Consider the following 24,259-nt stretch of genomic DNA (forward strand, 5'->3'; position numbering starts at 1 on the left):
TTTATCTTTGAGCCAATAGAAAAATAAAACGCAATATGGAACAGAAAATTCATCAGGGAAGAAACATAAAACGCTTCAGAGAAATGCTTAACATTAAGCAAGAAGCATTGGCTTATGATCTTGGAGAAGACTGGAGCCAAAAGAAGATTTCTATGCTGGAACAAAAAGATACAATTGAAGAGAGTCTGCTTAGACAAATCTCAGCTATATTAAAAATTCCTGTTGAAGCTTTTCAAAATTTTGATGAGGAACAAGCCGTTAATTTAATTTCATGTAATTTCTCAGATAATTCAATGTTCAATAACCGAATTGAAGTTTTTAATAACAATCCAATTGAGGAAATCAAAAAACTTCATGAAGAGAAAATTGCTTTGTTTGAACGTATGCTAAAAGAGAAAGATGAAATGATGGCCAGGCTTGAGAAATTAATTGGTAAATAATATTTATTACAATATTAGTTCAATAAAAGAGAGACTCTAAAGTCTCTCTTTTTTTATGTCTTTATAAAAAAACTAATCAAGATTACAATTTCTAAGACAAATAAATTGCGCAAAGTCAGTCCCGAAAGCTTTCGAGATTTGCGTAGCTTTTCATTAGGAACTCTTAGGAGAGCGGGAATAGAATGTAATCTGATTTTTAGGTATTTGTTTCTTTAATTTTGAAATAGCATTTTTCGCAAACAATTTTAAATTTGCCTTCTTCCCAGCATTTTTCTGACAAACCACCTTCTTCGACTCTCAATTTTTCACATTCGTTACACCAAGCCACAAAATCATCATCCTCATATTCGAATTCCATATCTTCAAATGTTTCAAATGATTCTTCAAATCCATTTTTACTTCCTTCCTTTAAATGCTGGCAGATAAATGCCCTTCTTCTTCTCTCATGATTTTCGCAATCAACATATTTGGTCTTTTCCCTTTCGGCTAAATCATTATCAATCATTTCAGTTAATACAATGTGAATTTTTAAGTGATCAACAACAGGCCTATACACGCCAATACCGCCTATTAAATTACAGCAGATAGAAGATAATTCCCATCCTATCTCATCATAAGATGGAAATTCCCCATTCATTAGATTCTCATAGCTATTTGCAATTCCAAAACCTTTAATTTTTTCAATATCAGCGACTACGTTTTTAGATGTATTTTCATTGTCCCAAGACCATTTCCAAGTTTTCGATTCTGTGGAATAAGTGCCAACTTGATAATATCTGAAATTAATAGTTTTATCAGGCTTAGATAGTGTAATAATGCCACTCGGCTGGTCATAATTCCAACTTGTAAAAGAATTAATATCGTACGCTTTATTTAAATCATCTTGCATTTTTTGTAGTTCAGCAAAACAATCTGTTAAGAAATCTTCATATGTCATATCAAATGTTTTTATAGTAATTCTAGCTGTAAATGTATCAGCAAATCACAAACCCTGCTCCGCAAAGTGTTCTTAATTAACGCTGCGCAAATGTCTCCGACTTTACGCTTTTCAAACAAATGTACTTAAAAACATACACGTTCTTAAAGTCTCTGACTTTAAAACAAAAAAATTCCTAATGAAAAAATTCTAACAAGGTATGAACGGAAAAAGTCGGAGACTTTTGTGATGTATCAAAATTCTAATAACTACAAAAAAAATTGCGCAAAGTCAGAGACATTTGCGCAGCTTTTCAGTTGAACTCTTCGGAGAGCGGGGGGTCAGAGACATTTGCGCAGCTTTTCAGTTGAACTCTTCGGAGAGCGGGGTCTTGGAGAATCTAATGCCGATAGAGTTTCTATGCTGCTAACTTTGGCAACAATGCCTGTTCATCCTGAATCTGTTCCTGTAAATGCCTTGGCCAGAGTAAAAGGAACTCCGCTAGAAAACAATCCGAAAGTGCCTATTTGGGATATGGTTCGAATGATAGCTACAGCGCGTATTGTGATGCCTGCTTCTATTGTTCGTTTGAGCGCCGGACGTATCGAAATGACCGAAGAAGAACAAGCTTGGTGTTTTATGGCAGGAGCCAATTCTATTTTTACTGGGGAACGCGAAACTTTATTGGTAACACCAAATCCAGGATTGTCTGAAGATATGCAGATGTTTCAAAATCTTGGACTTAAGCCTTTGGTTAAAGAAAATAAAAGTGCTTGTTCGATAGTCTAAAACAAATTTTTATCACCCTTTATAGCCCGTAAAACTGCACAATTTCGAAAGCTTTCAGAATCGTGCAGTTTTTTTGTAAAAACTTTTCTTTGCTGCGCAAATGTCGTTTTCGCACCTTTTCAGTTGAACACTTCGGGAACAGGGGAGCGTTGTACGTTGCCCTTATTTTTCCTTTTTAAATTTTAAAATCTGTTTTTTTTCAAGTACAACTAATGAATCACTTGTTAGCTTCAGAATTTTCCATTGAAAACTAGACACATCATCATCATTAAAAAAATCAATTACGTTATCGTTCATTTCATACTCAAAAAACAATTGTTTATTATTAGGATAAAAATTCATTTTCAGTGCCTTACCGCTAATATTCAGTTTAAGAATTAAGCCATTTTCCTTTGTAACCCAGTTGCCACAAACAGAATTTATATTTGTTTTAATAACAGGGCTATCCGTTATTGAATTGTTTTTTTGGGAATAAGCAAAGAGCGCAATAAAAAAAATATAAATCAGGATAACCATAAGCATTTGAAAGAGGGATCTATTTTTTAAGAACCATGTGAGGCCAAAAGTTAAAAGTACACCTATAATACTAGAAAAAAGACTTCCTAAAATTGAAGAAGATTGGAGAACATATTCTTTAAAAAAGAAAAATGTCAATACAAATATAAACACTGCAAATCCAATCGTTTTATAAAATTCTTTTTTTAATTTTTGTTTCATTATTTTTTACTTTTTGTTCTTTTATTTCATCCATCCCCCCCTGCTCCACAAAATGTTCTTAATTAGCGCTGCGTAATCCCGAAAGCTTTCGGGACTGACTTTGCGCCACATTAGTTTCTTTTAAGGCGTAAATATCTAAAAGTTTTTTCTTTAAAAACAAAATCTAATACAAGTTAAAGACATTTATTGATTTTTAAGTCTTCTTCTCATTTCAAATCTTTATTGGTAATTTTACGAGAACAAAGAAGAAAGAAGTCAAAAACATGTATAAAAAAGCCCTTCATCCATTAATAGATAATTCCACAATTATTCTAATTATGGGCACTATGGCGGGCGAACAGTCTATTGCGAAGCAGCAATACTACGCCAACAAAGGCAATCTTTTCTGGAAAATTCTGTTTGCTATTTTTGATGAAGAATTCAGCACTTCTTATGAAGATCGAAAAGCATTGCTAACAAAATACAATATTGGTCTTTGGAATGTTCTTAAAAGCTGTAAAAGAGAAGGAAGTAGCGACGCTAAAATAACAGAAGAAATTCTTAACGATTTTGAGAGCCTGCACAAACAGTTTCCAAATATAAAACATGTCTTTTTTGAAAGCAAAGCTGCCACAAAATACTTTCATAAACATACTATACCGCAGGAAGGAATAACTTATACAACGCTGCCCTCCACAAGTGGACTAAACGCGGGTTTAACTAAAGCAGAAAAAATGGAACAATGGAAAGCCGTATCTGAAATAGCCCTTTCTAAACATGAGGGTTAATTACAAAATAATTTCAGGCAGAATTATCTGTTTCGCATAATATAAAAAAGTATTTCTTCCTCTAATTCTCTTGACAGATTCTCAAACTTCATTCGGCGTCTGAAATTTTTTTCGCTCCTATCTTTGTATAACTCTGTTTTAGCTGTGCTAACGCAGTAAGCATCACACATTACTTTAAATTTTTGGTCGAGTATATACAATTCTTTCATTGAATCAAAGTATGCTGCAAACTTAACATTATACAATTCGTCAGGAATAGCGGCCATAGGTTGGATTGTATTTAGATTAATACTTTGTTTTACCTTATAAGTTCATATACACATACTCAATTATAAGTAACTGTATATATTTCAATTCATTTCTCTGCATATAGAAAAACTGCTTTGAAATAAATAATACTTAAAATTAAAATGAAAAACTTTAATCCTCCTGCCTGAGCCTCTGGAAATGGTTTCAGATTATAATCTGAAACCAGAAATAGTAAAATGAACCTTGAACCGTTAAAATGAAACAATGAAAAATTAGGTATTTTTTACATCATACACATAAATCTGTACCTCATCGTCATTGGCTAGAATTCTGCGATCGACAGCGCATTGCTGTCCGATATCTGACTTAAAAGATTCCATCATGGCTTCTAAAGAATCGAAATATAAATTAGCCACAAGATATACATCTAAATGTCCTGTAAGCGATAAGACAGATCCATTGCTTACTTCATATTTTATAATTCCAGGAAGTTTTTTTGCCAAAGGAATATGCACTTCATAATAATGTTTTTCAAAAAAAGCAGTGTCTTTTGGAGTTTTGTAAATTACTGTCATTTTTGCCATAATACTGTTTTATTATATTGATTAGATAATACTTAAAGTAAAATTAAAAGCAAATACTGAACTTTATAATATGAAAACTAGACATTCTTAGAGGTGTATTTGGACAATGACTTTTAGTATCTTTATATAAAAATATCATGAAACAACTTATCATTATAGTTCCTGAAGGAGACAATAATCTTTCGAGTATTTCTGGCGCGTACGAAATCTTTACAAAAGCAAATGCTTTTAATAGAGCAAATGGCAAAAAAGAATTGTTTCATATTCAGCTTGCCGGAATTTCTGAGAAAGTAGAATTCAATCAGGGAATTTTTACTGTGAAACCTCATTTAAATATTTCGCAGGTTAGTAAAACCGATTTGATTATCATTCCGTCATTAAACCACAATTATAATCTTGCTCTTGAACATAATGAAGAATTAGTGCTGTGGCTACAAAAACAGTATAGAAAAGGTGCCGAAATCGCGACTATTTGCACTGGAGCTTTCATGCTCGCCGCATCGGGACTTCTTGATGGAAAAAGCTGTTCTACGCACTGGTCTGTTAAGGAAAATTTCAGTAAGATGTTTCCAAAAATAAATCTTAGAATTGACGAACTAATTACAGACGAAAATGGAATTTATACCAATGGTGGTGCTTATTCTTTTTTGAATCTGATGATTTATCTTATTGAAAAATATTACGGTAGAACTACAGCAATTTATTGCGCAAAAGTATTTCAGATTGAAATGAATCGAAGTACGCAATCGCAATTTATTATTTTCTCAGGTCAGAAAAAGCATGAAGATGAAATGGTATTGCATGCGCAATCTTTTATAGAACAAAATCTGGGCGAAAAACTGTCTATGAGTGATCTTTCTAACAGGTTTAACGTAAGCAGAAGAAATTTTGACCGAAGATTTATAAGAGCGACAGGAAATACTCCGAGCGAATATCAGCAAAGGGTAAAAATAGAAGCGGCCAAAAAAGCCTTTGAATCAGACCGAAAAACGGTAAATGAAGTGATGTACGAAGTGGGTTATTCTGACATAAAAGCTTTTCGCGATGCATTTAAAAAAATTACGGGAATTGCACCTATAGAATACAAAAAGAAATACCATAAAGGCGCAGCCTAAATCTCATTGCGCTTTAGATCAAGCGAAAGTAGATTTTTAAAATAATTTAGATAGTCTGAATTTCTTAACTCTTTTGCTTTGTTGTCTTTCTATTCCTCTGTCAAAACAAAAAATTGATTTATCTCCATACAGTTTGTACTTTTGCGCTTATGAATGATAATTTTATAAATGAATACTTTGGTATAGGAATACAAAATGGTAAAACGCCAGAAAACTTAGGTGTTTTGTGGAGATCGGCTCAAAACTTAGGGGCTACTTTTATATTTACCATAGGAAATCGATATGCTAAACAAGCTTGTGATACACACGATGCAGTTAAAGCAATTCCTTATTTTCATTACGATACTTTCGAGGCATTTTTCGAAAACTTACCTAAAGGGGCAAGATTAGTTGGAGTCGAATTATCTGAAAATGCTTCCGACCTAGAAACCTTTGAACACCCGAGACGCTGCGTTTATATTTTGGGTGCAGAAGATCACGGCTTATCTAAAAAAGTAATGGAAAAGTGCCATCATTTGGTGAAATTCAAATCAGAAAAGAGTTTGAATGTCGCCGTAGCAGGAACCATTGTGATGTACGATAGAAATTTGTCTAAACCGCGTTCTTAAAAAATCGCAATAGTTTTCCCATTATCTAATAAAAAATATAAAGATTAATTAGCAACTAAAGCTTTCTTACCGAATAAAGTATACTTTCAGTTATTTTGGAAAAATCATTATCGTAATGGTGAGAACCTGGAATTTCGATAATTTTAATCCCCGCTTCTGAGAAATGATTGCGAATTTCAGCATCTTCTTCATTTCCAAAGAAACAAACTGGATTGTAGATTTTAATTTTCTTCATTTCAGAAACAACATCATAATTATCGCTGGAACTTTCCATACTTAACATATCAGCAATATGAATTTCGAAATCAGCTTTTATATCAGGAGATAGAGCATAAACTCCCATTAGTTTTCCTTTTAAAGCTTCAGATATATTTGCGGCCGTAAATGGCACAACAGATGCTCCAAATGAATAACCTACAAGTATAAATGTCTTTTTGTTCCATTGCTGCAAATAATATTCAACAGTTTTTGATATTGCGCTTGCGGTTTCTACAGGAGTTTTTGAATTCCAAAAATATTTCTGTGCATCTAATCCTATTACTGCAACTCCTTTATCTGCCAGAGTTTCTCCAAACGATTGATCAAAGCTCGTCCATCCTCCATCACCAGAAATCAAAAATGCGATTGGCAATGATTCATCTTTAATTTTAGCGGGAATCACTGTTACTGGCATTTCAAAATGCTGTTCTTTTAATAAAGAATTCTGCTCCAATTTTTGTTTCGCATAACTTGGTGTGTTTAATATCTGCTTATAAGCTTCTATAAATTGTGGCAACCAATTTTTTGTAACAGAAAATCCATGACCTACTTTTGGCAATGATACTAACTTTCCCTGTTTCAGTCCATCCATATACTTTTTGGTATCTGCATAATTACAAACTTGATCTGTAGTTCCCTGCAAAACTATAAAGGGTGCGGTCAATTTTTCCGTTTTTTCAAGATAATAAGCTTTTCCTTCTTTTAAAACATGTGACGTCAAACCAGAACCGTCGCACAATGTTCTGTCTGTTTCAATATCAGGGCAGAAACCTAAAGCAATTGCTCCATTAAAAGTATTTGCTGGAGCCTGAGCCAGCATTCCATAAACCAGAGTCGCTCCAGAAGAATATCCAACCAAAATTGGTTTTAGATATTGATTCATCTTTAACTTCTTCTGCAAAATCATACTCAACTCTTCAAAATCTCCTGCCGGATAGTAGCATTTTGTTTTTTCTTTTTTGATTGCTTTAAAGTAATGCTGAATATCAACACCTGCCACCAAGGCTCCTTGATCGACAATACTTTTTGCCATATCTACAACACCACTGTTCCAACCTCCATCGCCAGAAACAAATAAAACTACTGCAATAGGCGTAACTTTAGGTTTGTAAATAATTACTTTTCCAAAGGCTCCTACTTTTATAGTATCGGCTACTAAAGCAAATGCATTGAAATTAAAAATAAAAAGGTGCAGAATGATAATTACAATTTTCTTCATTTAATTACTTTTTTACATTATGAAATTAAACTAACTGTTGTGCGCAATTATTTTGAATTTATAGAAACATCTTTCTTATTATATAATGCTAGCCAATGTGTTAAACGATACTTTTTTTATTAAACATTATAATCGAAACTGCAATAAAGTAGATATAAAGATTTAAAAGAAAAAGTCTCTGCCACAAGCCTTTGTAAAGGACTATGAAATCATTTTCATTTGAAGAAAATCGAATTGTAAACAAAAGCGTTGTAATAAGCCCAACAACAAACACTATGTACGAGAACAGATAAAAAAAACGGCTTTCGGTTTTTGAGATTACTTTGCTCATAAATAGCGGTAAAAGCAATGCTGCCAAAACTCCGATGCCTCCAGCAATATTATGCAGTATAAATGAGCTTGTCATTCTCCCTTCTATTCTATCTGCTTTAAATGCACCTGAACCAATTCCTTCACCTAATCCATACAAAATAATCAGCCAAGAAGCGATACTGACATTTTTTGTTTGACGGTTAAATGCGCTTTTAAGATGAAATCCGAAAAAAATAAAAACAATTCCAATAAATATCCACCATACTGAAATTATTTCAGACACAGGACTTGCTGAAGCTCCTAAAGAACTTATTGTATTTTTTAACTGACTGTAACCTGGATAATAATCGCCTAAAACAAATAATACAATAAAATCTAGTATGCATACTAAAATGCACAACAAAGCCACGATTTTGATCTCATTTAAATTCTTCGCATTCGTAACTTCCATCGCTTTCAATTAAGGTTTAACTACTTTATTTAAGATTATTGGCACTTGCACCAAATCATAATCATGAGAATACACCAGATATTTATTATACCAAACTGGTGAAAATTTTTCTTTAAAATCACGCAGTCCTTTATAATGTGAAAAGAACTTAATTCGTTCATAGGCAAATTTCATAGATTTTTCAGGAAATGTTTCTGCTTCTTCTAATCCGCTCATTGCGGCCAATCCTAAATTTACTTTTGTGCAACCTTGAGATTTTAAATACTTAAAAAGCTCCAAAAGAATAAAATCCATAATACCATTCGGCGCATCAGTGGTTTTTCGGATCAAATCGTAAGTACCTTCATCTTTCGCGTAATCCGGAATTACATTTAGAAATGCTACTATTTTCTCTTCTGTATTTTCTACAGTAATAATAGTCTGCTGTTTTAGCTCTTCCCAATCAAATCTTCCTTGCGAAAAAATTATTTCACTCCTTCCTGTATCAGCAAGCCATTCATCACTAACTGCTTTTATTTTCTGTAATAATCCATCCTTAATCGGTGCAGTATGTATCGTTGCAATAAATCCTTTTTCTTGTACTTTGCTAACCGCATTACGAAGTGATTTTTTGGCGCCTCCTTCTAAACTAAATGTGCTTAAATCTACAACTCCTTCCTGTCCTATAAACAAAGTCTTTTTGTTTAGTGAATGAAACAGGACTATACTTTCTTCTGAAACACGATAATAAATGCTTTTTAATCCGTTCTCATAACAATAATCATCGAACTCTAGGATGCATTTTTTTATTTCATTTTCCGATTCCGCAACTGGACTCTCCAAAACCACAGCAAAATTATCTGTTACGCGATATGCTAAAAAAGCTTTTTTACTGGCAGCTATGAAAATAACTTTGTCATTGTATGTTTTAAAATAATCGAGAGCTGAATTTCCATATTGTTTCATGATTTCATCTGCCATTATAAAATCATTTTCTACAGCTTTCTTTTTTATTGTATAAGGCCTAATTAGGGCAAAAATTAAAAATCCCAATGATAAAAATCCGCATATCTTTATAGAAAGCAAAAAGCGTCTTGCAAAACGATCTAAAGGAACTAAATCTGAACTTCCTATTAAGAAATAATTCTGAAGTCCGTACTTAATCGATTCAAACCAATTAAAATCAATATTAAAATGTTTTTTATCCAAAAAATAAAATCCTAGAATACTGTATACCAAAACAGCGATAATACTAATTAAAACGGTTTTGAAGCCTATACTCTGGAAGTGTGAATCACTTTTAATATAATATTCTTTTCTGGTAAAAATTAAAGTCAACAATACAATTAAAGCAATTACGGCCTCTTCATAATCAATTGCCTTAGTAAGATGTCCAATAGCAGAAATACTTGTCAAGAAAACGGCAAACCACCAAGCTGTTCGTAATCCTTTAAGCATGAAAGTAGCATTTACAAGCATAAACAAACCAGCAGTAATGACAAAGTAATTCGATGCTTTAATAGCCGAAATGGGAATAAAATTTTCTAATGCATGCAAACGTTCTGAAATAGCAGGCGTTAATACTGAAACTATATTTATTAAACCTAAAATAAAAAGCAGAAAAGAAGGTATAATTCTCATCAATATATTATTAGCACTAAATAAGAAAAGCGCCGCACCAGCGAGCAGGGGAACCCAAAATTCAAAAAAACGATACAAAAAAGTAATGGCAATAGCATTAACGTTCTCAAAACCAAATTGTATCAATATAAAACTCATTGAAATCTCAATGGCGCCAAGTCCACGAAGAAAAGGAGAAACAATCAAAAATATAACTGAAATAATATAGCCTACTGCGGCAGCAGCCAGCGAGGGTGTAAAACCCAATGCAATCATGGCTACATACAAATGCGCTATACCAACAAATTCAATAATTAGGGAGTAAAAAACAACTTGCAGAAATTGATTCTTGTTTATTTTATTGTTTCTGAAATCTTCAATAAATATCTCTGACGAAGGTGAAATCTTCACTACAAAACGATAGATAGTTCCTTTATTTATAATTGAAGTATAAATAAAAAAAACAAGAATACTTAATCCCACTACTGCTGCAAAAGCATACCATATACCAGCTCCTAAAGTTCCTTGAAAGAGAGAGTAAATTAAAGCTGGTATTGCTACAATTATTACTGATAGTATTCCAACAAAACCATAGATTAATGAGGCAAAATGGATATGAATAGGTTTGACTCCGCTCTTTTTGATAGATTTTGTAAAAAATGCCAAAGAAGAAATTCCACCAGCAGGAAGAAAAACACTGATAAAATTTCGTTTAAGAAATAAAATTAGCGCTTGTTTAAATGATATTTTGCTTTGAACCGCTTTAAAGGAAGCAAAGTACATTAGGGCCTGAAGTATTATATAAAAAACAGCTAGAGCTATTCCGAATAAAATCCAGAAACTTTGAGCATCAGCCAGCACATTTTTTACTTCTTTTAATTCCGAGTTTTCATGTTTAATAAACCAGATTCCAATTCCAATAAAGAAAATGGTAAATATAAACTGTCTGATAATTTTATCATTCTCCCGTAAGAAAGAGATTCCTTTTCTTGCTTTAAAAAAACTATACAATCTATTGGGCGCTATTAATCCGTTCATATTATACTATTATGCAGAATAAGTGACTCATAAAAAACATAGATGAAACCTTACATAAATGTACAACAATTTTAAATTGAATTGCATAATTAGTAATTTGAAAGAATAAGGAGCAACGAAAATGATTACAAAGAGAGTTTCTTTGACTTTTTAATATTTAAACTTTTATCATGGCGGAACTAATTCAACTGCTTTAAATTCACATAAAATAAAAAGGAGCAAAAGATAAACTTTTGCTCCTGCTTAAAAAGCATTTTCACAAAGCCAATGAGATCTATTTACAATACTCCTTCTCGGCTTCTTTTACGGCAAACTGCCGTTAATGCTTTTACTTAATAGACATTTCAATTTCAAAATATCTATTTTCAACTAACTTAAACTAACCTATTATAAAAAATATTAATAGCCAGGATTCTGATAGGCTGCTTTTTCTTCAGGCGTCATCTGCATCCCGTCGAGCTGGCTTGTTGGTATTGGACGAAGGTAATTCTCAGGAGCAATTGTTCTTGTAAACACCTTAACGCTATGATCTTTCCAATCGTTTGGATTAGTAGCTCCCGCAATTGAAAATGAATTTCCGTATTGGGTCCATTTTTGCGTGCGTACGAGATCATACCATCTATAGCCTTCTCCAAAATATTCACGAGAACGTTCTGCAAGAATATAATCAATATCAATAATTAAAGGAGTAGCAGCCGTCATCGCAGCACTGTTGTCCTGCGTTTTAACTTTATTGCCATTATTATCAAAAGTCCATTTTCCAGCACGAGCGCGAATAACATTAATCAAATCTCTTGCTGTTTTTCCTCCTTGCACTGAAGCTCCTTTAACAGCGGCTTCTGCAGCTATAAAATACAACTCAGAGAATTTAGCTATTGGAAACGGACGCGTACTGCTTCCGTTAGGAGAACCTAAACCTGTTCCGTTATCTGTACGATATGGGCCTAATTTCCAATTTCCTGGATAACATATTCTAGAGATTACGCTTGGCTCAATTACAAAATCTGCTCTTCCAGGAAGAACTCCTGCACCAATTGAACTGTTAAATACAGAATTAGAATAATCAATACCGGGAGTATCATTATTTAAAAAGGTAAGAACTGGATCTCCGTTTGAAATAGGAAGATAATTGGCATTATACAATACTGGCGAACTAATTCCTGCTTTCGCCCAGTTTCCACGATATACTGTAGTGAAAGTTCCGTCATATCTAGAATCATTTGTTTTATCGGCAAATGTCTTTTTAAACACTTCAATAGGAGGCGCAAGCATCGTCCATGGTCTTCCTAAATGCTGTTCTGCTTCACGCTGCACAGAACTTACCGCAGCCCAACCGGTGCTGCTTGAAGAACTTCTTACACCAGTATAATTAAACTGACCAAACCATCCAGCAAAATAATCTGTGCTAAAACCTCCGCCACTATAACCGATATCACCTCCGTTATAAAGAGAACTGGTCTCTGTATGATCTGCATACAGCAGCATTTCTTTATTGCGGTCATTTTTACCAACACTTACTTCGTAAAAAGAAGACACTAATCCGAAAGGTCCAGGATTATTTATCGCTTCTACTGCAACGTTATAAGCTTGCTGATAATACCAAGCTGCATCATGCCCATCTAAATCTTTGCGGTCGGCTAAAGGATAAGTAGGGATATTATTCGGATTTTCTAGCCACCATGCAAATGTTAGATATGCTTTGGCAAGATAAAAACGTGCAGCTGTTTTAGTAAGACCTCCAGTCACACGTCCTGTTACTGGCAAGTCTTCAACCGCTTGTCTTAAATCTGGAAATATCGCTTTGCTATAAACTTCTGGAACCGTATTTCGCACAGAAGTTCTTACTGTAGAAGAATTAAATCTCAATTCTCCTGCTCCCAAATCTAATGGCACACCTCCAAAAGTCTGTACTAATAAGAAGTAGTCAAAAGCTCTAAAAAATCTTGCTTCAGCAATCAGAGCTGGAGAAATGGTTCCAATTTTGGAAGCGTTTTCAATTACACCACTTGCCGTATTGATATTAGGAAAAGTATTCCCCCAGACTATACCAGTATTACTTGTTTGAGCATTAATTACTCCTACTCCAGAAAAGTCAAGATTTTTAACATTCCCATCTGAGTTTTGTCCCCATGTAGATTCATCGGTTGCAATCTGTCCTGTATTTAAAAAATAACCGCTACCATACATATATCTCAAATGGCCGTACATTGATGTTATTCCTCCCATTACTCCTTCTTGAGTAGAAAAATAATCTGGGGTAAAAATAGCTCTAGGATTTTCTTCTAATATATTATCTGAACATCCTGCCAGAAAAATTGAAGCAAATGCTGTTATAATATATTTTTTTACTTGAATATGTTTCATTGCTGTTTTCTGTTTAAAAAATTATACTAAGTCCCAAAATCAGATTGCGTGACTGAGGCGTGTTATAACCTACAGTTAACAAACGGCTTAAGTTTCCTGAATAGGCAACAGCCATATTTGAAGCGTCGTTTGCATAAGAATTAGTTTCAGGATCTAATCCAGATACTTTATGATAAGGTGAATAAATTACCCACGGATTCTGAATAGTACAGTAAAGTTTCAGCTTTTCCATTCCAGCGCTTTTAATCCATTGCTTATTGAGACTGTAACCAAGGGTAATAGTTTTTAACTTAACAAATGATCCGTCAAAATACCCTAAAGTAGAACCGTATTTAGGATTATTACTTTCTGTAGGACCTCCTGGTTTTGGAAACTGAGCATCGGTATTCTCAGGCGTCCAGTAATCTACATCAATTTGTCCGCGTCTTCCGTCATTGATATTTAAATAACCGTTAGAACCGTAAAGTGTACTGTTTAAAATACCTCCGCTCTGGAAAAGACCTACAACGCTTATATCAAAATTTTTATAGGCCACTCTTGTATTAAAACCACCTTGAAAATCTGGATCTGCATTTAACACCTGTCTGTCTTCTGCTCCAATCAATCTCTTAGGTGTTCCATCAGTATTATAATCTCCAGTATAAGCAACTCTTACCATTCCAGCTTGACCTGCAGGTCCTTCATATTGTTTTGCCTCAGCATCGGTCTGCCAGAGTCCTATTTTTTTATAATCGTAAATTACATTAAGCGGTTTTCCAACAAACCACCAGTTATTCTGATCTTCTGTCATGCCCGAAGCAAGAGATACCAATTTGTTTTTATTGCTATAGATGTTAACACCTGCATCCCAAGTCCATCCATTATAGTTGTCTAGAATTACACCATTAAGACTTAACTCCCAACCTTTATTCTGAGTTGATCCAACATTACCTACATACGAACTAACTCCAGAAGTTACAGGAAGATTAACGCTCAACAAAAGATCTTTTGTATCTGTTGTATAGTACTCAGCTGTTCCTGAAAGCCTGTTATTAAAAAGAGAAAAATCTAATCCGAAATTTGACGTGATAGAATACTCCCATCCTAAATTAGGATTAGGAAGAGTCGAAACATAATAACCAGTGGCATTACTTGCTCCAAAATTATAAGGTCTTGTACTTAAATAACCTAAAGTTGCATAAGGTGCCACGGACTGATTTGAAGTCTGACCATATCCTCCTCTAAGTTTTAAAGCATTTACCCACTTTACATTCTTCATGAAAGACTCTTTACTAATATTCCAACCCGCTGAAAATGCTGGATAAGTGTGCCACTGATTAGAAGGCGCTAGACGAGAAGAAGCATCAGAACGTACTGTTGCGCTAATCATATAGCGATCTGCATACGAATACATTGCACGAGCCATATACGAAATAAGACCACTTTGAGTATAAGTCTGATTGCCATTATTTATAGTAATATCATCATTATCACCTGTAGAAGTCTGACCTAAATTAAAATACTGAAAACTATCTCCTGCTATATTTCTTCTTGAAATTAAAGAACTGTTGTACGTATCTTGTGCTGACGAATACATCGCCAATGCATTTATTTTATGTTTTTCAGAAAATGTACGATCATAGGTCAGCATTGTTTCAACTGTCCAGCTTGTAGACTGCGAGTTTCCAATAGATGCTACATTTGGATTGTCTGGATTAGCATTAAAAACTCCTATTCCTGTATAAGTGCCTGAATTGCTGGTTCTGTAGTTCCCTCCTAGATTCACACGAGCTTTTAAACCTTCAACAGCTGGTATTTTTAGTTCGCCGTAAATAGAATTATAAGAACCGAAAGCTTTGTTTGTATCAGCCCACTTATCTCCAAGGTTTCTCATACTTTCTTTAGTATAAACCCAGTTTTCATCTTGAGGCATTTTTACGGTTCTTTTTAGCGAACCGTCTTCATTATAAGGATTTGCAATTGGCGACATACTTAAAACTCCGTACATTCCCAAACTAGCACCGTCTGTTATACTGTAATTATTATTAGAAGAAAAACCAATTTTGAAAATGCCAATTTCCTGATCTAAAGCCGCACGAATAGAATATCTGTTATATTCTGATCCTGGTATTACAGCCTGGTCTTTATAGTAATTAACTCCAACATTATAATTGCCGTTTTCTGTTCCTCCTGTAACTGCAATATCATGATTCGTTACAATTCCTGTTCTATAAAATAAATCTTGCCAGTCTGTGTTCACATCATCAGCTTCATCTATTCCGTTTACAAGATTTTTACCTGCCAATTTTCGAAATTCAACATATTTAGGTCCTTCCATCATAGGATACTTGACAGCGGTTTTATATCCTGTATAAGTATTATAGGCAATAGATGTTCTTTGTCCTTTCGTTCCTCTGTTGCTAGTTACCAAAATAACCCCATTTGCTCCTCTAGAACCATAAATAGCAGTAGCAGATGCATCTTTTAATATATCTACACTTTTGATATCTTCAGGACTTATATCGGCCAGAGTTCCTGAAAACGGAATACCATCAAGCACCACTAAAGGATCATTGCCTGCTGTTAATGAACGTGTACCTCGAATACGGATCTGCATGGCAGCTCCCGGTTTTGTAGAGGTCTGTGTAATTTGAACACCAGGAAGACGTCCCTGCATAGACTGAGTAATATTAGCAGAAGGAACCTCACGTATTTCACTTCCTTTGATTGAGGCTACCGATCCTGTAACTGCTTCCTTGCGCTGGGCTCCATACCCAATAACAACTACTTCTTTTAGATTATTGGAATCCTCCTGCAATTTTACGTTAATAGTTTTCTGTCCATTAACACCGACTTCACGACTTGTGAAACCTAAAAAACTAAAGACCAGCACTCCGTTAGAAGGTACTGCAATAGAATAAGTACCGTCAAAACCTGTACTGACACCAGTCTTTGTCCCTTTTACATTTACATTGGCACCTGGAATAGGTCCTTTATCATCTGAGACTGTTCCTGTGACTGTTGTCTGTGCATTCGAGTGAATCGAAAAGACAGACATTAAGATCAAAAAACCAAAGCATTTGAGAAGCTTTGATCGACTTGCAACAAAAAAGTTAGTCATAATAATTGATTTAAATAATTAAAATATGGTTTATGGTTTAGTTAGAGATCTGAACTTATTATTCAGAAATAAATAGTAAGTTTTTGAACAAATATATATCTTTTTTCAAAAAAACAATCGGTTGTGTAATTATTTTTTTGTTTAATATTCAAAAATTATAGAATAAAAAAACATAATACCTATTTTATACTTAAATTATTTAATGATAAATCAATAAAAAGTTGCGTAATGTTTTAAAAAACAAATAAACATTCATAGAAAATTAAAGAAAAAACAAAATGCATTATTATAAAAATTTATCTAAAAATCAGTTTTATAGTATCATAATGTCCTAAAAAACAATAAAAAACAGACAACAATGAATTATAATGCAAAAATTGCACAATAAAGCCACTTAGTAATCATATTACAGCAATCGGTTGCTTATTTATGGTGATTTTGAAGTATCATTGGCAAAAGCGTATCCGTGAACATAACTACTGAAGAGCTCAATGGAAGCAATGATGAAGAAATACTTACTGCCAATAAAATAAAAAGCAACTCAGTTTTTTTGTCTTACTCAATATCATTATCTTACAAGTCTCTTTTCCTAATTATAAAAACTATGAAAAAAACATTATTAGCACTTAGTTTTTCTACATCTCTCTTGGCAGGATGCTATCTTCTTTCTTCTAATGGCCAGCCTTCCAAAGAATCTAACGCATATAAAGTACAGGAAATTCCAGGAAAAATAGAATGTGAATTCTATGACCTAGGCGGACAGGGAGTCGCTTACTTTGATTTGGATAGTGTCAATAATGGAAGCGGAAAACTTAATCCTGTAAATGGAAATCCTCTTAACGAATTTAGAATTAATGAAGGTGTTGATATTTCATATACTAAATCGGACAGTATTGACGATACCCCATATAGTAAAGTTCCCGTGAAACTAAAACAACTTTATGTTGGTTGGACTCAGCCTAAAGAATGGATTAACTACACTGTTGAGGTAAAGAAAACCGGGAGATATAAAATAGGTCTTCAATATACCGCAAATGGAGACGGCGTACTATCTTTTGATGTAAATGGAAAAGATGCCACAGGAAATATCAAAATTACTTCAACTCACGACGATAAAGATCCTGTAGCATGGAGACAATGGCACCATTGGAACTTTTCGGGAAATATTGGAAACATAACGCTAAAAAAAGGCAAACAGCTTGTAACATTGCATATTGTTGAGAACGGCAATATGAACTTAGATTATCTCATTTTTACGCCTTATTGAAAGTTTACAACCATGGATGGTAAAAGATTGCAAAAAACTATTCCAAGGCTAACTTAAAAAAGCAAGAAAAAGACCGTGAATACAAGGATTATATGATATAAATTCAAATAATATAAGATTAAAAACCGAAAAAAAAGCTTATCTTAGTGGCTTGATTTTAACTGCAAAAAACAGTTTTAAAATCTAATTTTTAATTCCGTATCGCAATCTCTACATTTTACATCCGGAGCTATATTATAAAATGAGGTTTCTATGAAAAATAGCCCTAAGTTAATTAGTAATTATGAGTACAAGAAGTTCTTTCTTCCCGATATAAGCACTCACAATCTCTTTAATAATTCTAACGTACAATTGTACCGAATTGAAAACTATTTAAGGAAAATTGTAATACCAGTTAATCCGTATCAAACCACTTTCAACTTTCTAATTTTTGTTACAAAAGGATTTGTAAAACAACAGCTAGAAACTTCCGTTTTTGAAATTAATGCGAACCAAGCGCTTAGTATTAAACAGGGGAATTTTACGGCAACCTTAGAATTATCAGATGATGTTGAAGGATTTTTTGTTATTTATGAAAACGAGGTCATCACTGAAATTGCGTTGACTACAAGTGATCTAAACTTTTTTTACACTTCCCCTTTCTCTATTTTAAATCCTAACCAAATTAATTGGCTTATCCGTTTATTTGAATTACTGGAAGAAGAATTGAACCAAACCGAACATATTAATGCAATCACTACATCTCTTCTTCAATCTGCATTATTAAAAATTATACGAACAGAAAACACAGACAATAAATCACTTAGCCGTGCAAGTTTTATCTCTTTTCAGTTTAGGGAATTGGTTCAGAAAAACCATATTCAACATAAAAACATAGATTATTACTCCAATCTATTAAAAATATCAGACAATTATTTGAACAAATGCGTTAAAGAGACTACTGGAAAGGCCCCAAAACAATGGATAAACGAAATTACGATTCAACACAGCCAAATTCTTTTACAAGATAATTCGAAAGAAATAGCAGAAATCGCATTTGAGCTGCATTTTCAATCGCCTTCTTATTTTTCACGTATGTTTAAAAAAGTGACAGGAGAATCACCTTCTGACTATCGAACACAGTTTTTAAAGCATTAAGATTTACAACTCATTCATAAAAAAAGAAAACGCTTAAACAGGATGTTTAAAAATCCTGTTATAAGCGTTTTTTGTCTAAAAAAGACTCTACTTAAAAAATATAAATTTTAGCTGATAAATTAAGCTGGCGTACCTTCGCTGTTAGAAACAACAGCGTCAACTTGGATCAAAGCATCCACAGGAATTGCCGAAACTCCAATTACCGTTCTTGCAGGCAAATCTCCGCTGAAAAATGAAGTATAAATTTCGTTGACAGCATCAAGGTCTTCAATATTTTTTAATTGAATGTTTATTTTAACAATGTCATCCATTTTATGGTCGATGCTTTCTACAATTGCTTTGATATTATTTAAGCATTGTGCCGCTTGCTCTTTAATTCCGCTTCCAACTATTTGATTGTTTTCTGAAACCAAAGGCAATTGACCTGAAATATGATTGTAATGTGAATAAGCAACTGTATGCGAATACGGAACTTTTGGTGCGTTTTCTGTGTTATTTGCTTCAATAACTAAAAAACGTGCATCTTCTGGAAGTTGCGGAGGAGTTCCGTCACCATGTGAGACTGCAGTATCAATCTGCACCAAAGCATCCATTGGCAAAGCAGAAGCACTAACAATTGTTCTAGCTGGAACATAGTTTGGGAAGAATTTTGCTAAAACTTCGTTTACAGCTTCAGCCTCAGAAATGTCTTTAAGAAAAACGGTAGTTTTAACCACATCATTCATAACGTGTCCAATGCTTTCTAAAATAGCTTTAATATTTTCTAAACACTGTTCAGTCTGTTCTTTTACGCCACCTGCAACAATTTTACCAGATTGCGGATCGATAGGCAATTGTGCAGAAATATTACTGTAGTGAGAAAATGCAACATTATGTGCATGTATGCTCTTTGGTGCGTTTTCTGTATTTCTGGTCACTTTAATAAGATCTAAAGCTTTTTGCGGAGTTGTTCCCTCGCCGTTTGAAATAAGTGCATCGATTTGAATTAAAGCTCCTTCTAGTGGAAGAGCTTCTACAGCAACAGTTGTGCGAGTTGGAAGATTGTTTTTGAAGAATCTTTTGTACACTTCATCTACTGCTTCTAAATCAGAAATACTCTTTAAGAAAACAGTTAGTTTTACTGTATCATCCATAACATGACCAATGCTTTCTACAATTGCTTGAATATTTGTCAAACATTGTTTTGCCTGCTCTTTAATATCGCCACTAACAATTTCTCCCGTTTTAGGATCAATAGGCAATTGCGCCGAAAAATTGTTGTAATGAGAAAACGCTACGGTTTGCGTTGAAAATGGGCTTTTTGGCGCATTTTCAGTATTTCTCGAGTTCTTTTTAATTTCGCTCATAATTTATTTGTTTTTCTGTTTTAATTATTACTTTTTTTTTGTGGACTAATGAGTTGAGTGATATTGAGTAAGATTTAATTTTAACACATAGCTCTATGTGTATTGAAATTAGTGAAACGCCTTTTTTTTGAGTTTACAAAAACTATGTTTCTATGTGTTTAAAATAATTTTACAAAATGTGTTAAGCACTAAATCTTTCTATTAGTTTATCATGCCCCAAAAGGATTTTTCCAAATTATATCTAAGGCCAAATAATTCACGTCTGAAATATCAGATCCTTTACCAATGAGGTTATACATATAGCCTACATCGAAAATAAATGGAATTTCATGTGGTGTAAGTGAGTAGTAAAGTGTGAACCTGCTTTCTTTATAATCAAATTTTGACCATTCCTTCTCGGGTTCATTTTCTTTGCTTATGGCAAAAAGCGCCTCTGCTCCGCCTATAATATGATGCGTTTTACTGCTACCTAAATCTAGGCTTAGCTGTGTTTTGAGGCGAGTACGCAACTGAAAATTCTCTTCGGCATTACTGAAATCTGGATTAAAAAATTTCCTAAACTCTTGTCTTATCGTATTTTTCCATTTCAATCCGTTCCCTTCTGTGATATAAGAATAGCGTCCGTATAATCTAAATTCCTGCTCAATTGCAGGATTCAATTCCGCATAAGGTGCCTCAGAGTCGTAATTGTTAGATCGTCTGTAGCTTAACGCATAAGAGTATTCCCAATTCTTTTTATAGCGATTTGAAATTTCTTCATTGATTACCAGAATAGCCATTTTAGAAAACGGATTGTTTTCATCTGGACTGCTCTTTAATCCATAGCCAACATAAGTTGTCGATTCTTTCTGTTTAAGTGAATCTAAAGACTGTCTAACTCCAAAGGCAAACCAAGCTGCGTTTTTTCCTTCTCCTAAACCTGGTGGACTTAATTGTGCGTATGATTTACTAAATGTGACCACAAAAATGACCACTGCCAATAGCAATTTGCTTTTTGCAGACACGTTTTTCATATTTTCTAAAGTTTAAAATTTGTAGCTAATTCCTGCTTTTACAGCGAAAGGGGTACCAGGAGTAAAACATAATTCTGATACTGAACTAGTCTCGTCTCTAAGTCTGGTTTCTGTTTCAAATTGCGCTTCATTCCATTTGGTATTAAAGATGTTTTGAAACTGCATGTTTACTTCCCACTTTCTTTTTCCATAAGCCAAGACAAGATCATTAACGAAATAGCCACGTGTTCTTACTGAATTATCCTCGATAGCAGGTCTTGAATCCATATAGCGGTATCTAAGATTTGCTGAGAAACCCGAAGGAAGTTTTACCGCCACACCACCAGTGCTCGTAAAAGTTGGAACTAATGGAATATAATCTTCTCCTTTTGGTTCATCAATAAAACGGGCATGAGCATAATTTAGGTCTCCGTCTAAATAAAGCCAAGAAATGGGTTGGTATCTCAAACTCAAATCAAAACCCAAACGGCGTGTTTTTCCTGATGGTTCTACCACAGCCTCGTCTCCAACATATACAAATTCTTGCTGCAAATACATGTGCCAGATAGCCGGCTGAATAATCATATTGGCTGTTGGGCGCAGAATAACACCTAAATCACTTCCAAAAGAATAAGGAAGAATGTCTTTTCCATCTTGTGCTACTACAACTCTTACGTCATTAGAATGAAACCCAAAACCAGACTTAATATACCATTGCACATTTTGGTTCTGTGTATACGAAATATTCAATTTTGGACTTACTCTCGCCGCCGAAGCCTCTTTTGCTGCAGGTAAACTAGCCAGACGATCGTGAAGACTAAAGGTTAAATAGTCTAGCCTCGCTGATGGATTAATAAGCCATTTCCCAACTCTATAATCAAGAGAGGTATAACCGTGAACATTGACTTCTGTAGCAGATCCATCAGATAATCTATCTAACAATAAATCGCGCTGATAGACATGATTTAATTGTAAGTCCTTGATATCATCAAAACGGAATCCTGCTCCCGATGTCCAAGTCATGTTGCTATTTTCAAATGCAAATCTTCGGATATACTTATTTTCAAGACCATAAATAGAACGATTGTCAGTTTGCTGAATCTCGTCTCCGTAAACAGGATCATTTAGAAAAAATGTAAAGTTTGAAAACAGATTGAAATCATATTTAGAATAGAATAAATTGCTCGAAAACTCTTCATTTTCACTAGCTAAGTATCTATAATTTAATGCCAAATTAGTTCTCGAAGTCCTTCCCCCCTCAGTTGGATCTATAGATCCCCATCGGCTTATAATTCCTTCTTCTACTGCTCTTTCCGGAATTTGTCCCGAAGCATTCCAGTTTGAAGAAAAGGTAGATCCTAAAATAGAGATATATTGTTTTTCATCAATCCATTGGCTGTACTTCGCTAAAAAATTTACGCGTGTAAAATCCTGTTTGACATCAAACGGTCCATCGGTATAATTGAATTCACCCGCCACATAGAAACTCTTATCTTTATTATTTTTATCTAAAAGATTAAGCATTGTCACCGCTCGCATCGTATTAAACGAACCACCTTCAATCTTAAAAAGATTATTATCCAATCTGTCAAAAGTGCTAAAATTGACATATCCCGAGGTATTAAAATCTCCTTTATCGGCATAATAAGATCCTTTACCAAAATCGATATCTTTGATTGTTTCTGGAATCAGAAAATGCAGATCGGCATATCCTTGTCCATGCGCATGCGAAACTATGTTTACTGGCATTCCGTCAGCCATAACGCTGATGTCGGTTCCATGATCATTATCAAAACCTCTCAAAAATATTTGTTCTGCTTTACCTCCGCCAGCATGCTGGGCAATAAAAAGTCCGGGAACTTTTCGCAATAGATCCTGTGCAGAATTTACGGGTGACATTTTTAAATCGACTTTCATTATATGCTTCCTGAAGTCGATATTACTAATTACTATTTTGCTCAGATGCATTGTATCTGCTTCTGATTTGTTTACTTCTATTTTTTTTGCATCTGGCTTATTTGCTTCTTGAGCAAATCCATTCTGCACCGCTAACAATACTATTACAATTGCTGTAAAAAGTTTGTTTCTCATTATTATTAATTTTCTTCTACAATTGCCATTTTATTTTCAAAACGGCCTACTATTTTTTTTAGGAAAACAATTACCCACATCGATAATACAAATGGAAACGTAAGTGTAATCCATCCGTTATGCATCATAAAAATATCAAAGTACGTTGCTATGATTACTGATAGCAATACATATAATCCATCTCTTGGTTTTGTTCCGCTGCATGCAATTCCGCATAAAACAGCATTGAAACTAAACATTCCATCTTCTATTAATTTTACAGAATCTTGATCAAAATGCGCAATTGCTGCTGCAATTACTGCCGCTAGGAATCCGTATAAAGCTGCTGTTGGATTATTGAGAAAAACCCCAATAAAAAACAGTAAACCTGCAGCGATAGTTCCCTGAAAAATTACTTCACTATAAGCATGCGCAGCTACAGCAAAATCTTCAAGTTCCTTCATCTCTACATTAGCTGCAGGTATTCTTGCAACTGCTAATCCAAAGTGCTGAATACTCAAAACAGCAATTACCGTGATAACAATAAAAGGAAAGGTGAAAAAGGGAATCTTTTTACGAATAGAAAATTCCATTAGCAATGTGCTTAGTACAGATCCTAAAACAAGTAAAAACCATATTAACGGACTTGTTTCAAAGAAGAAAACTAATCCTACTCCTACTAGCGTTGCATTAAATCCGTATAAACCTGCCTTTATATTTTCATCACTAAAATTGCAGATTCTTGCTGTCGCGGTACCGATTATAGAACTCAGCAAAGCTGCAACTCCCATCAGGATCGAATCATAAGATATCGCAATTAAAAATAATAATCCTGTCCAAGCACTTTCTTGAAGCATGATTTGTCCAATGCCCTTAAGCACTGTTTCTACTATTGATTTTATTTTTTTCATTTGTGTATAC

General features: G+C 34.0%; 19 protein-coding genes and 1 pseudogene. 7 read left to right on the plus strand and 13 right to left on the minus strand.

Annotated features, from left to right (window positions below):
• The first annotated feature begins 35 nt into the window (after nucleotides 1-35).
• A complete protein-coding gene (locus AAYQ05_RS17700; protein WP_343544715.1) occupies nucleotides 36-440 on the plus strand; it encodes a helix-turn-helix transcriptional regulator in 405 nt (134 codons plus the stop codon).
• A 196-nt stretch (nucleotides 441-636) separates the two neighbouring features.
• Here AAYQ05_RS17700 and AAYQ05_RS17705 read toward each other — a convergent pair whose 3' ends face one another.
• A complete protein-coding gene (locus AAYQ05_RS17705; RefSeq protein WP_343544716.1) occupies nucleotides 637-1,377 on the minus strand; it encodes a DUF6882 domain-containing protein in 741 nt (246 codons plus the stop codon).
• Nucleotides 1,378-1,743: 366 nt separating this feature from the next.
• On the opposite strand from AAYQ05_RS17705, the pseudogene AAYQ05_RS17710 reads away from it, so the two are divergent.
• Nucleotides 1,744-2,145: pseudogene (locus AAYQ05_RS17710) on the plus strand (biotin synthase BioB); the annotation flags it as partial.
• Nucleotides 2,146-2,307: 162 nt separating this feature from the next.
• Here AAYQ05_RS17710 and AAYQ05_RS17715 read toward each other — a convergent pair.
• A complete protein-coding gene (locus tag AAYQ05_RS17715; RefSeq protein ID WP_343544717.1) occupies nucleotides 2,308-2,862 on the minus strand; it encodes a hypothetical protein in 555 nt (184 codons plus the stop codon).
• A 263-nt stretch (nucleotides 2,863-3,125) separates the two neighbouring features.
• On the opposite strand from AAYQ05_RS17715, the gene AAYQ05_RS17720 reads away from it, so the two are divergent.
• Nucleotides 3,126-3,629, plus strand: coding sequence for a DNA-deoxyinosine glycosylase (locus AAYQ05_RS17720; protein WP_343544718.1), 504 nt, complete (start codon nucleotides 3,126-3,128; stop codon nucleotides 3,627-3,629).
• A gap of 23 nt (nucleotides 3,630-3,652) precedes the next feature.
• Here the strand turns inward: AAYQ05_RS17720 and AAYQ05_RS17725 are convergent, their stop codons facing one another.
• On the minus strand, nucleotides 3,653-3,895 hold the full coding sequence (locus AAYQ05_RS17725) for a hypothetical protein (RefSeq protein WP_343544719.1): 243 nt from the start codon (nucleotides 3,893-3,895) through the stop codon (nucleotides 3,653-3,655).
• A 255-nt stretch (nucleotides 3,896-4,150) separates the two neighbouring features.
• On the minus strand, nucleotides 4,151-4,462 hold the full coding sequence (locus AAYQ05_RS17730) for an EthD family reductase (RefSeq protein ID WP_343544720.1): 312 nt from the start codon (nucleotides 4,460-4,462) through the stop codon (nucleotides 4,151-4,153).
• Nucleotides 4,463-4,599: 137 nt separating this feature from the next.
• On the opposite strand from AAYQ05_RS17730, the gene AAYQ05_RS17735 reads away from it, so the two are divergent.
• Both AAYQ05_RS17735 and AAYQ05_RS17740 read left to right on the plus strand, forming a co-directional pair.
• Nucleotides 4,600-5,577: a GlxA family transcriptional regulator gene (locus AAYQ05_RS17735; protein WP_343544721.1), complete on the plus strand. Its 978-nt coding sequence runs from the start codon at nucleotides 4,600-4,602 to the stop codon at nucleotides 5,575-5,577.
• Between the two features lie 149 nt (nucleotides 5,578-5,726).
• On the plus strand, nucleotides 5,727-6,185 hold the full coding sequence (locus AAYQ05_RS17740) for an RNA methyltransferase (protein WP_281632853.1): 459 nt from the start codon (nucleotides 5,727-5,729) through the stop codon (nucleotides 6,183-6,185).
• 55 nt (nucleotides 6,186-6,240) lie between these two features.
• Here AAYQ05_RS17740 and AAYQ05_RS17745 read toward each other — a convergent pair whose 3' ends face one another.
• The 5 genes from AAYQ05_RS17745 to AAYQ05_RS17765 form a co-directional block, all read right to left on the minus strand.
• Nucleotides 6,241-7,662, minus strand: a complete 1,422-nt coding sequence (locus tag AAYQ05_RS17745; RefSeq protein ID WP_343544722.1) for an AcvB/VirJ family lysyl-phosphatidylglycerol hydrolase — start codon at nucleotides 7,660-7,662, stop codon at nucleotides 6,241-6,243.
• Between the two features lie 100 nt (nucleotides 7,663-7,762).
• Entirely contained in the window at nucleotides 7,763-8,425 is a 663-nt protein-coding gene (locus tag AAYQ05_RS17750) for a DUF998 domain-containing protein (RefSeq protein WP_343544723.1), read from the minus strand.
• A gap of 9 nt (nucleotides 8,426-8,434) precedes the next feature.
• Nucleotides 8,435-11,062, minus strand: coding sequence for a bifunctional lysylphosphatidylglycerol flippase/synthetase MprF (mprF, locus tag AAYQ05_RS17755; protein WP_343544724.1), 2,628 nt, complete (start codon nucleotides 11,060-11,062; stop codon nucleotides 8,435-8,437).
• 399 nt (nucleotides 11,063-11,461) lie between these two features.
• Nucleotides 11,462-13,426: a RagB/SusD family nutrient uptake outer membrane protein gene (locus AAYQ05_RS17760; RefSeq protein WP_343544725.1), complete on the minus strand. Its 1,965-nt coding sequence runs from the start codon at nucleotides 13,424-13,426 to the stop codon at nucleotides 11,462-11,464.
• Nucleotides 13,427-13,439: 13 nt separating this feature from the next.
• Nucleotides 13,440-16,526: a SusC/RagA family TonB-linked outer membrane protein gene (locus AAYQ05_RS17765; protein WP_343544726.1), complete on the minus strand. Its 3,087-nt coding sequence runs from the start codon at nucleotides 16,524-16,526 to the stop codon at nucleotides 13,440-13,442.
• 604 nt (nucleotides 16,527-17,130) lie between these two features.
• Here AAYQ05_RS17765 and AAYQ05_RS17770 point away from each other — a divergent pair.
• Nucleotides 17,131-17,793: a delta endotoxin C-terminal domain-containing protein gene (locus AAYQ05_RS17770; protein ID WP_343544727.1), complete on the plus strand. Its 663-nt coding sequence runs from the start codon at nucleotides 17,131-17,133 to the stop codon at nucleotides 17,791-17,793.
• Between the two features lie 252 nt (nucleotides 17,794-18,045).
• Nucleotides 18,046-18,930, plus strand: coding sequence for a helix-turn-helix domain-containing protein (locus AAYQ05_RS17775; RefSeq protein WP_343544728.1), 885 nt, complete (start codon nucleotides 18,046-18,048; stop codon nucleotides 18,928-18,930).
• 119 nt (nucleotides 18,931-19,049) lie between these two features.
• On the opposite strand, the gene AAYQ05_RS17780 is transcribed toward AAYQ05_RS17775, so the two are convergent.
• The 4 genes from AAYQ05_RS17780 to AAYQ05_RS17795 all read right to left on the minus strand — a co-directional run bounded on the left by AAYQ05_RS17780 (nucleotide 19,050) and on the right by AAYQ05_RS17795 (nucleotide 24,249).
• Nucleotides 19,050-20,276 (minus strand): RidA family protein, encoded by a 1,227-nt coding sequence (locus tag AAYQ05_RS17780; RefSeq protein ID WP_343544729.1) that lies wholly within the window; start codon nucleotides 20,274-20,276, stop codon nucleotides 19,050-19,052.
• Nucleotides 20,277-20,485: 209 nt separating this feature from the next.
• Nucleotides 20,486-21,289 carry a DUF2490 domain-containing protein gene (locus AAYQ05_RS17785; RefSeq protein ID WP_343544730.1) on the minus strand — a complete coding sequence of 268 codons (804 nt, stop codon included), beginning with the start codon at nucleotides 21,287-21,289 and terminating at the stop codon, nucleotides 20,486-20,488.
• A 12-nt stretch (nucleotides 21,290-21,301) separates the two neighbouring features.
• Nucleotides 21,302-23,359 carry a TonB-dependent receptor gene (locus tag AAYQ05_RS17790; protein ID WP_343544731.1) on the minus strand — a complete coding sequence of 686 codons (2,058 nt, stop codon included), beginning with the start codon at nucleotides 23,357-23,359 and terminating at the stop codon, nucleotides 21,302-21,304.
• 5 nt (nucleotides 23,360-23,364) lie between these two features.
• Nucleotides 23,365-24,249: an urea transporter gene (locus AAYQ05_RS17795; RefSeq protein WP_343544732.1), complete on the minus strand. Its 885-nt coding sequence runs from the start codon at nucleotides 24,247-24,249 to the stop codon at nucleotides 23,365-23,367.
• Nucleotides 24,250-24,259: the final 10 nt, after the last annotated feature.

Origin of the sequence: Flavobacterium movens (assembly GCF_039581425.1) — a bacterium.
Taxonomy (GTDB): domain Bacteria; phylum Bacteroidota; class Bacteroidia; order Flavobacteriales; family Flavobacteriaceae; genus Flavobacterium; species Flavobacterium luteolum.

Coding starts and splice junctions, on each gene's coding strand:
- AAYQ05_RS17735 (WP_343544721.1), top strand. CDS start 4,600: ATGAAACAACTTATCATTATAGTTCCTGAAGGAGACAATAATCTTTCG.
- AAYQ05_RS17720 (WP_343544718.1), top strand. CDS start 3,126: ATGTATAAAAAAGCCCTTCATCCATTAATAGATAATTCCACAATTATT.
- AAYQ05_RS17730 (WP_343544720.1), bottom strand. CDS start 4,462: ATGGCAAAAATGACAGTAATTTACAAAACTCCAAAAGACACTGCTTTT.
- AAYQ05_RS17795 (WP_343544732.1), bottom strand. CDS start 24,249: ATGAAAAAAATAAAATCAATAGTAGAAACAGTGCTTAAGGGCATTGGA.
- AAYQ05_RS17765 (WP_343544726.1), bottom strand. CDS start 16,526: ATGACTAACTTTTTTGTTGCAAGTCGATCAAAGCTTCTCAAATGCTTT.
- AAYQ05_RS17785 (WP_343544730.1), bottom strand. CDS start 21,289: ATGAAAAACGTGTCTGCAAAAAGCAAATTGCTATTGGCAGTGGTCATT.
- AAYQ05_RS17760 (WP_343544725.1), bottom strand. CDS start 13,426: ATGAAACATATTCAAGTAAAAAAATATATTATAACAGCATTTGCTTCA.
- AAYQ05_RS17780 (WP_343544729.1), bottom strand. CDS start 20,276: ATGAGCGAAATTAAAAAGAACTCGAGAAATACTGAAAATGCGCCAAAA.
- AAYQ05_RS17790 (WP_343544731.1), bottom strand. CDS start 23,359: ATGAGAAACAAACTTTTTACAGCAATTGTAATAGTATTGTTAGCGGTG.
- AAYQ05_RS17725 (WP_343544719.1), bottom strand. CDS start 3,895: ATGGCCGCTATTCCTGACGAATTGTATAATGTTAAGTTTGCAGCATAC.
- AAYQ05_RS17715 (WP_343544717.1), bottom strand. CDS start 2,862: ATGAAACAAAAATTAAAAAAAGAATTTTATAAAACGATTGGATTTGCA.
- AAYQ05_RS17705 (WP_343544716.1), bottom strand. CDS start 1,377: ATGACATATGAAGATTTCTTAACAGATTGTTTTGCTGAACTACAAAAA.
- AAYQ05_RS17745 (WP_343544722.1), bottom strand. CDS start 7,662: ATGAAGAAAATTGTAATTATCATTCTGCACCTTTTTATTTTTAATTTC.
- AAYQ05_RS17750 (WP_343544723.1), bottom strand. CDS start 8,425: ATGGAAGTTACGAATGCGAAGAATTTAAATGAGATCAAAATCGTGGCT.
- mprF (WP_343544724.1), bottom strand. CDS start 11,062: ATGAACGGATTAATAGCGCCCAATAGATTGTATAGTTTTTTTAAAGCA.
- AAYQ05_RS17700 (WP_343544715.1), top strand. CDS start 36: ATGGAACAGAAAATTCATCAGGGAAGAAACATAAAACGCTTCAGAGAA.
- AAYQ05_RS17775 (WP_343544728.1), top strand. CDS start 18,046: ATGAAAAATAGCCCTAAGTTAATTAGTAATTATGAGTACAAGAAGTTC.
- AAYQ05_RS17740 (WP_281632853.1), top strand. CDS start 5,727: ATGAATGATAATTTTATAAATGAATACTTTGGTATAGGAATACAAAAT.
- AAYQ05_RS17770 (WP_343544727.1), top strand. CDS start 17,131: ATGAAAAAAACATTATTAGCACTTAGTTTTTCTACATCTCTCTTGGCA.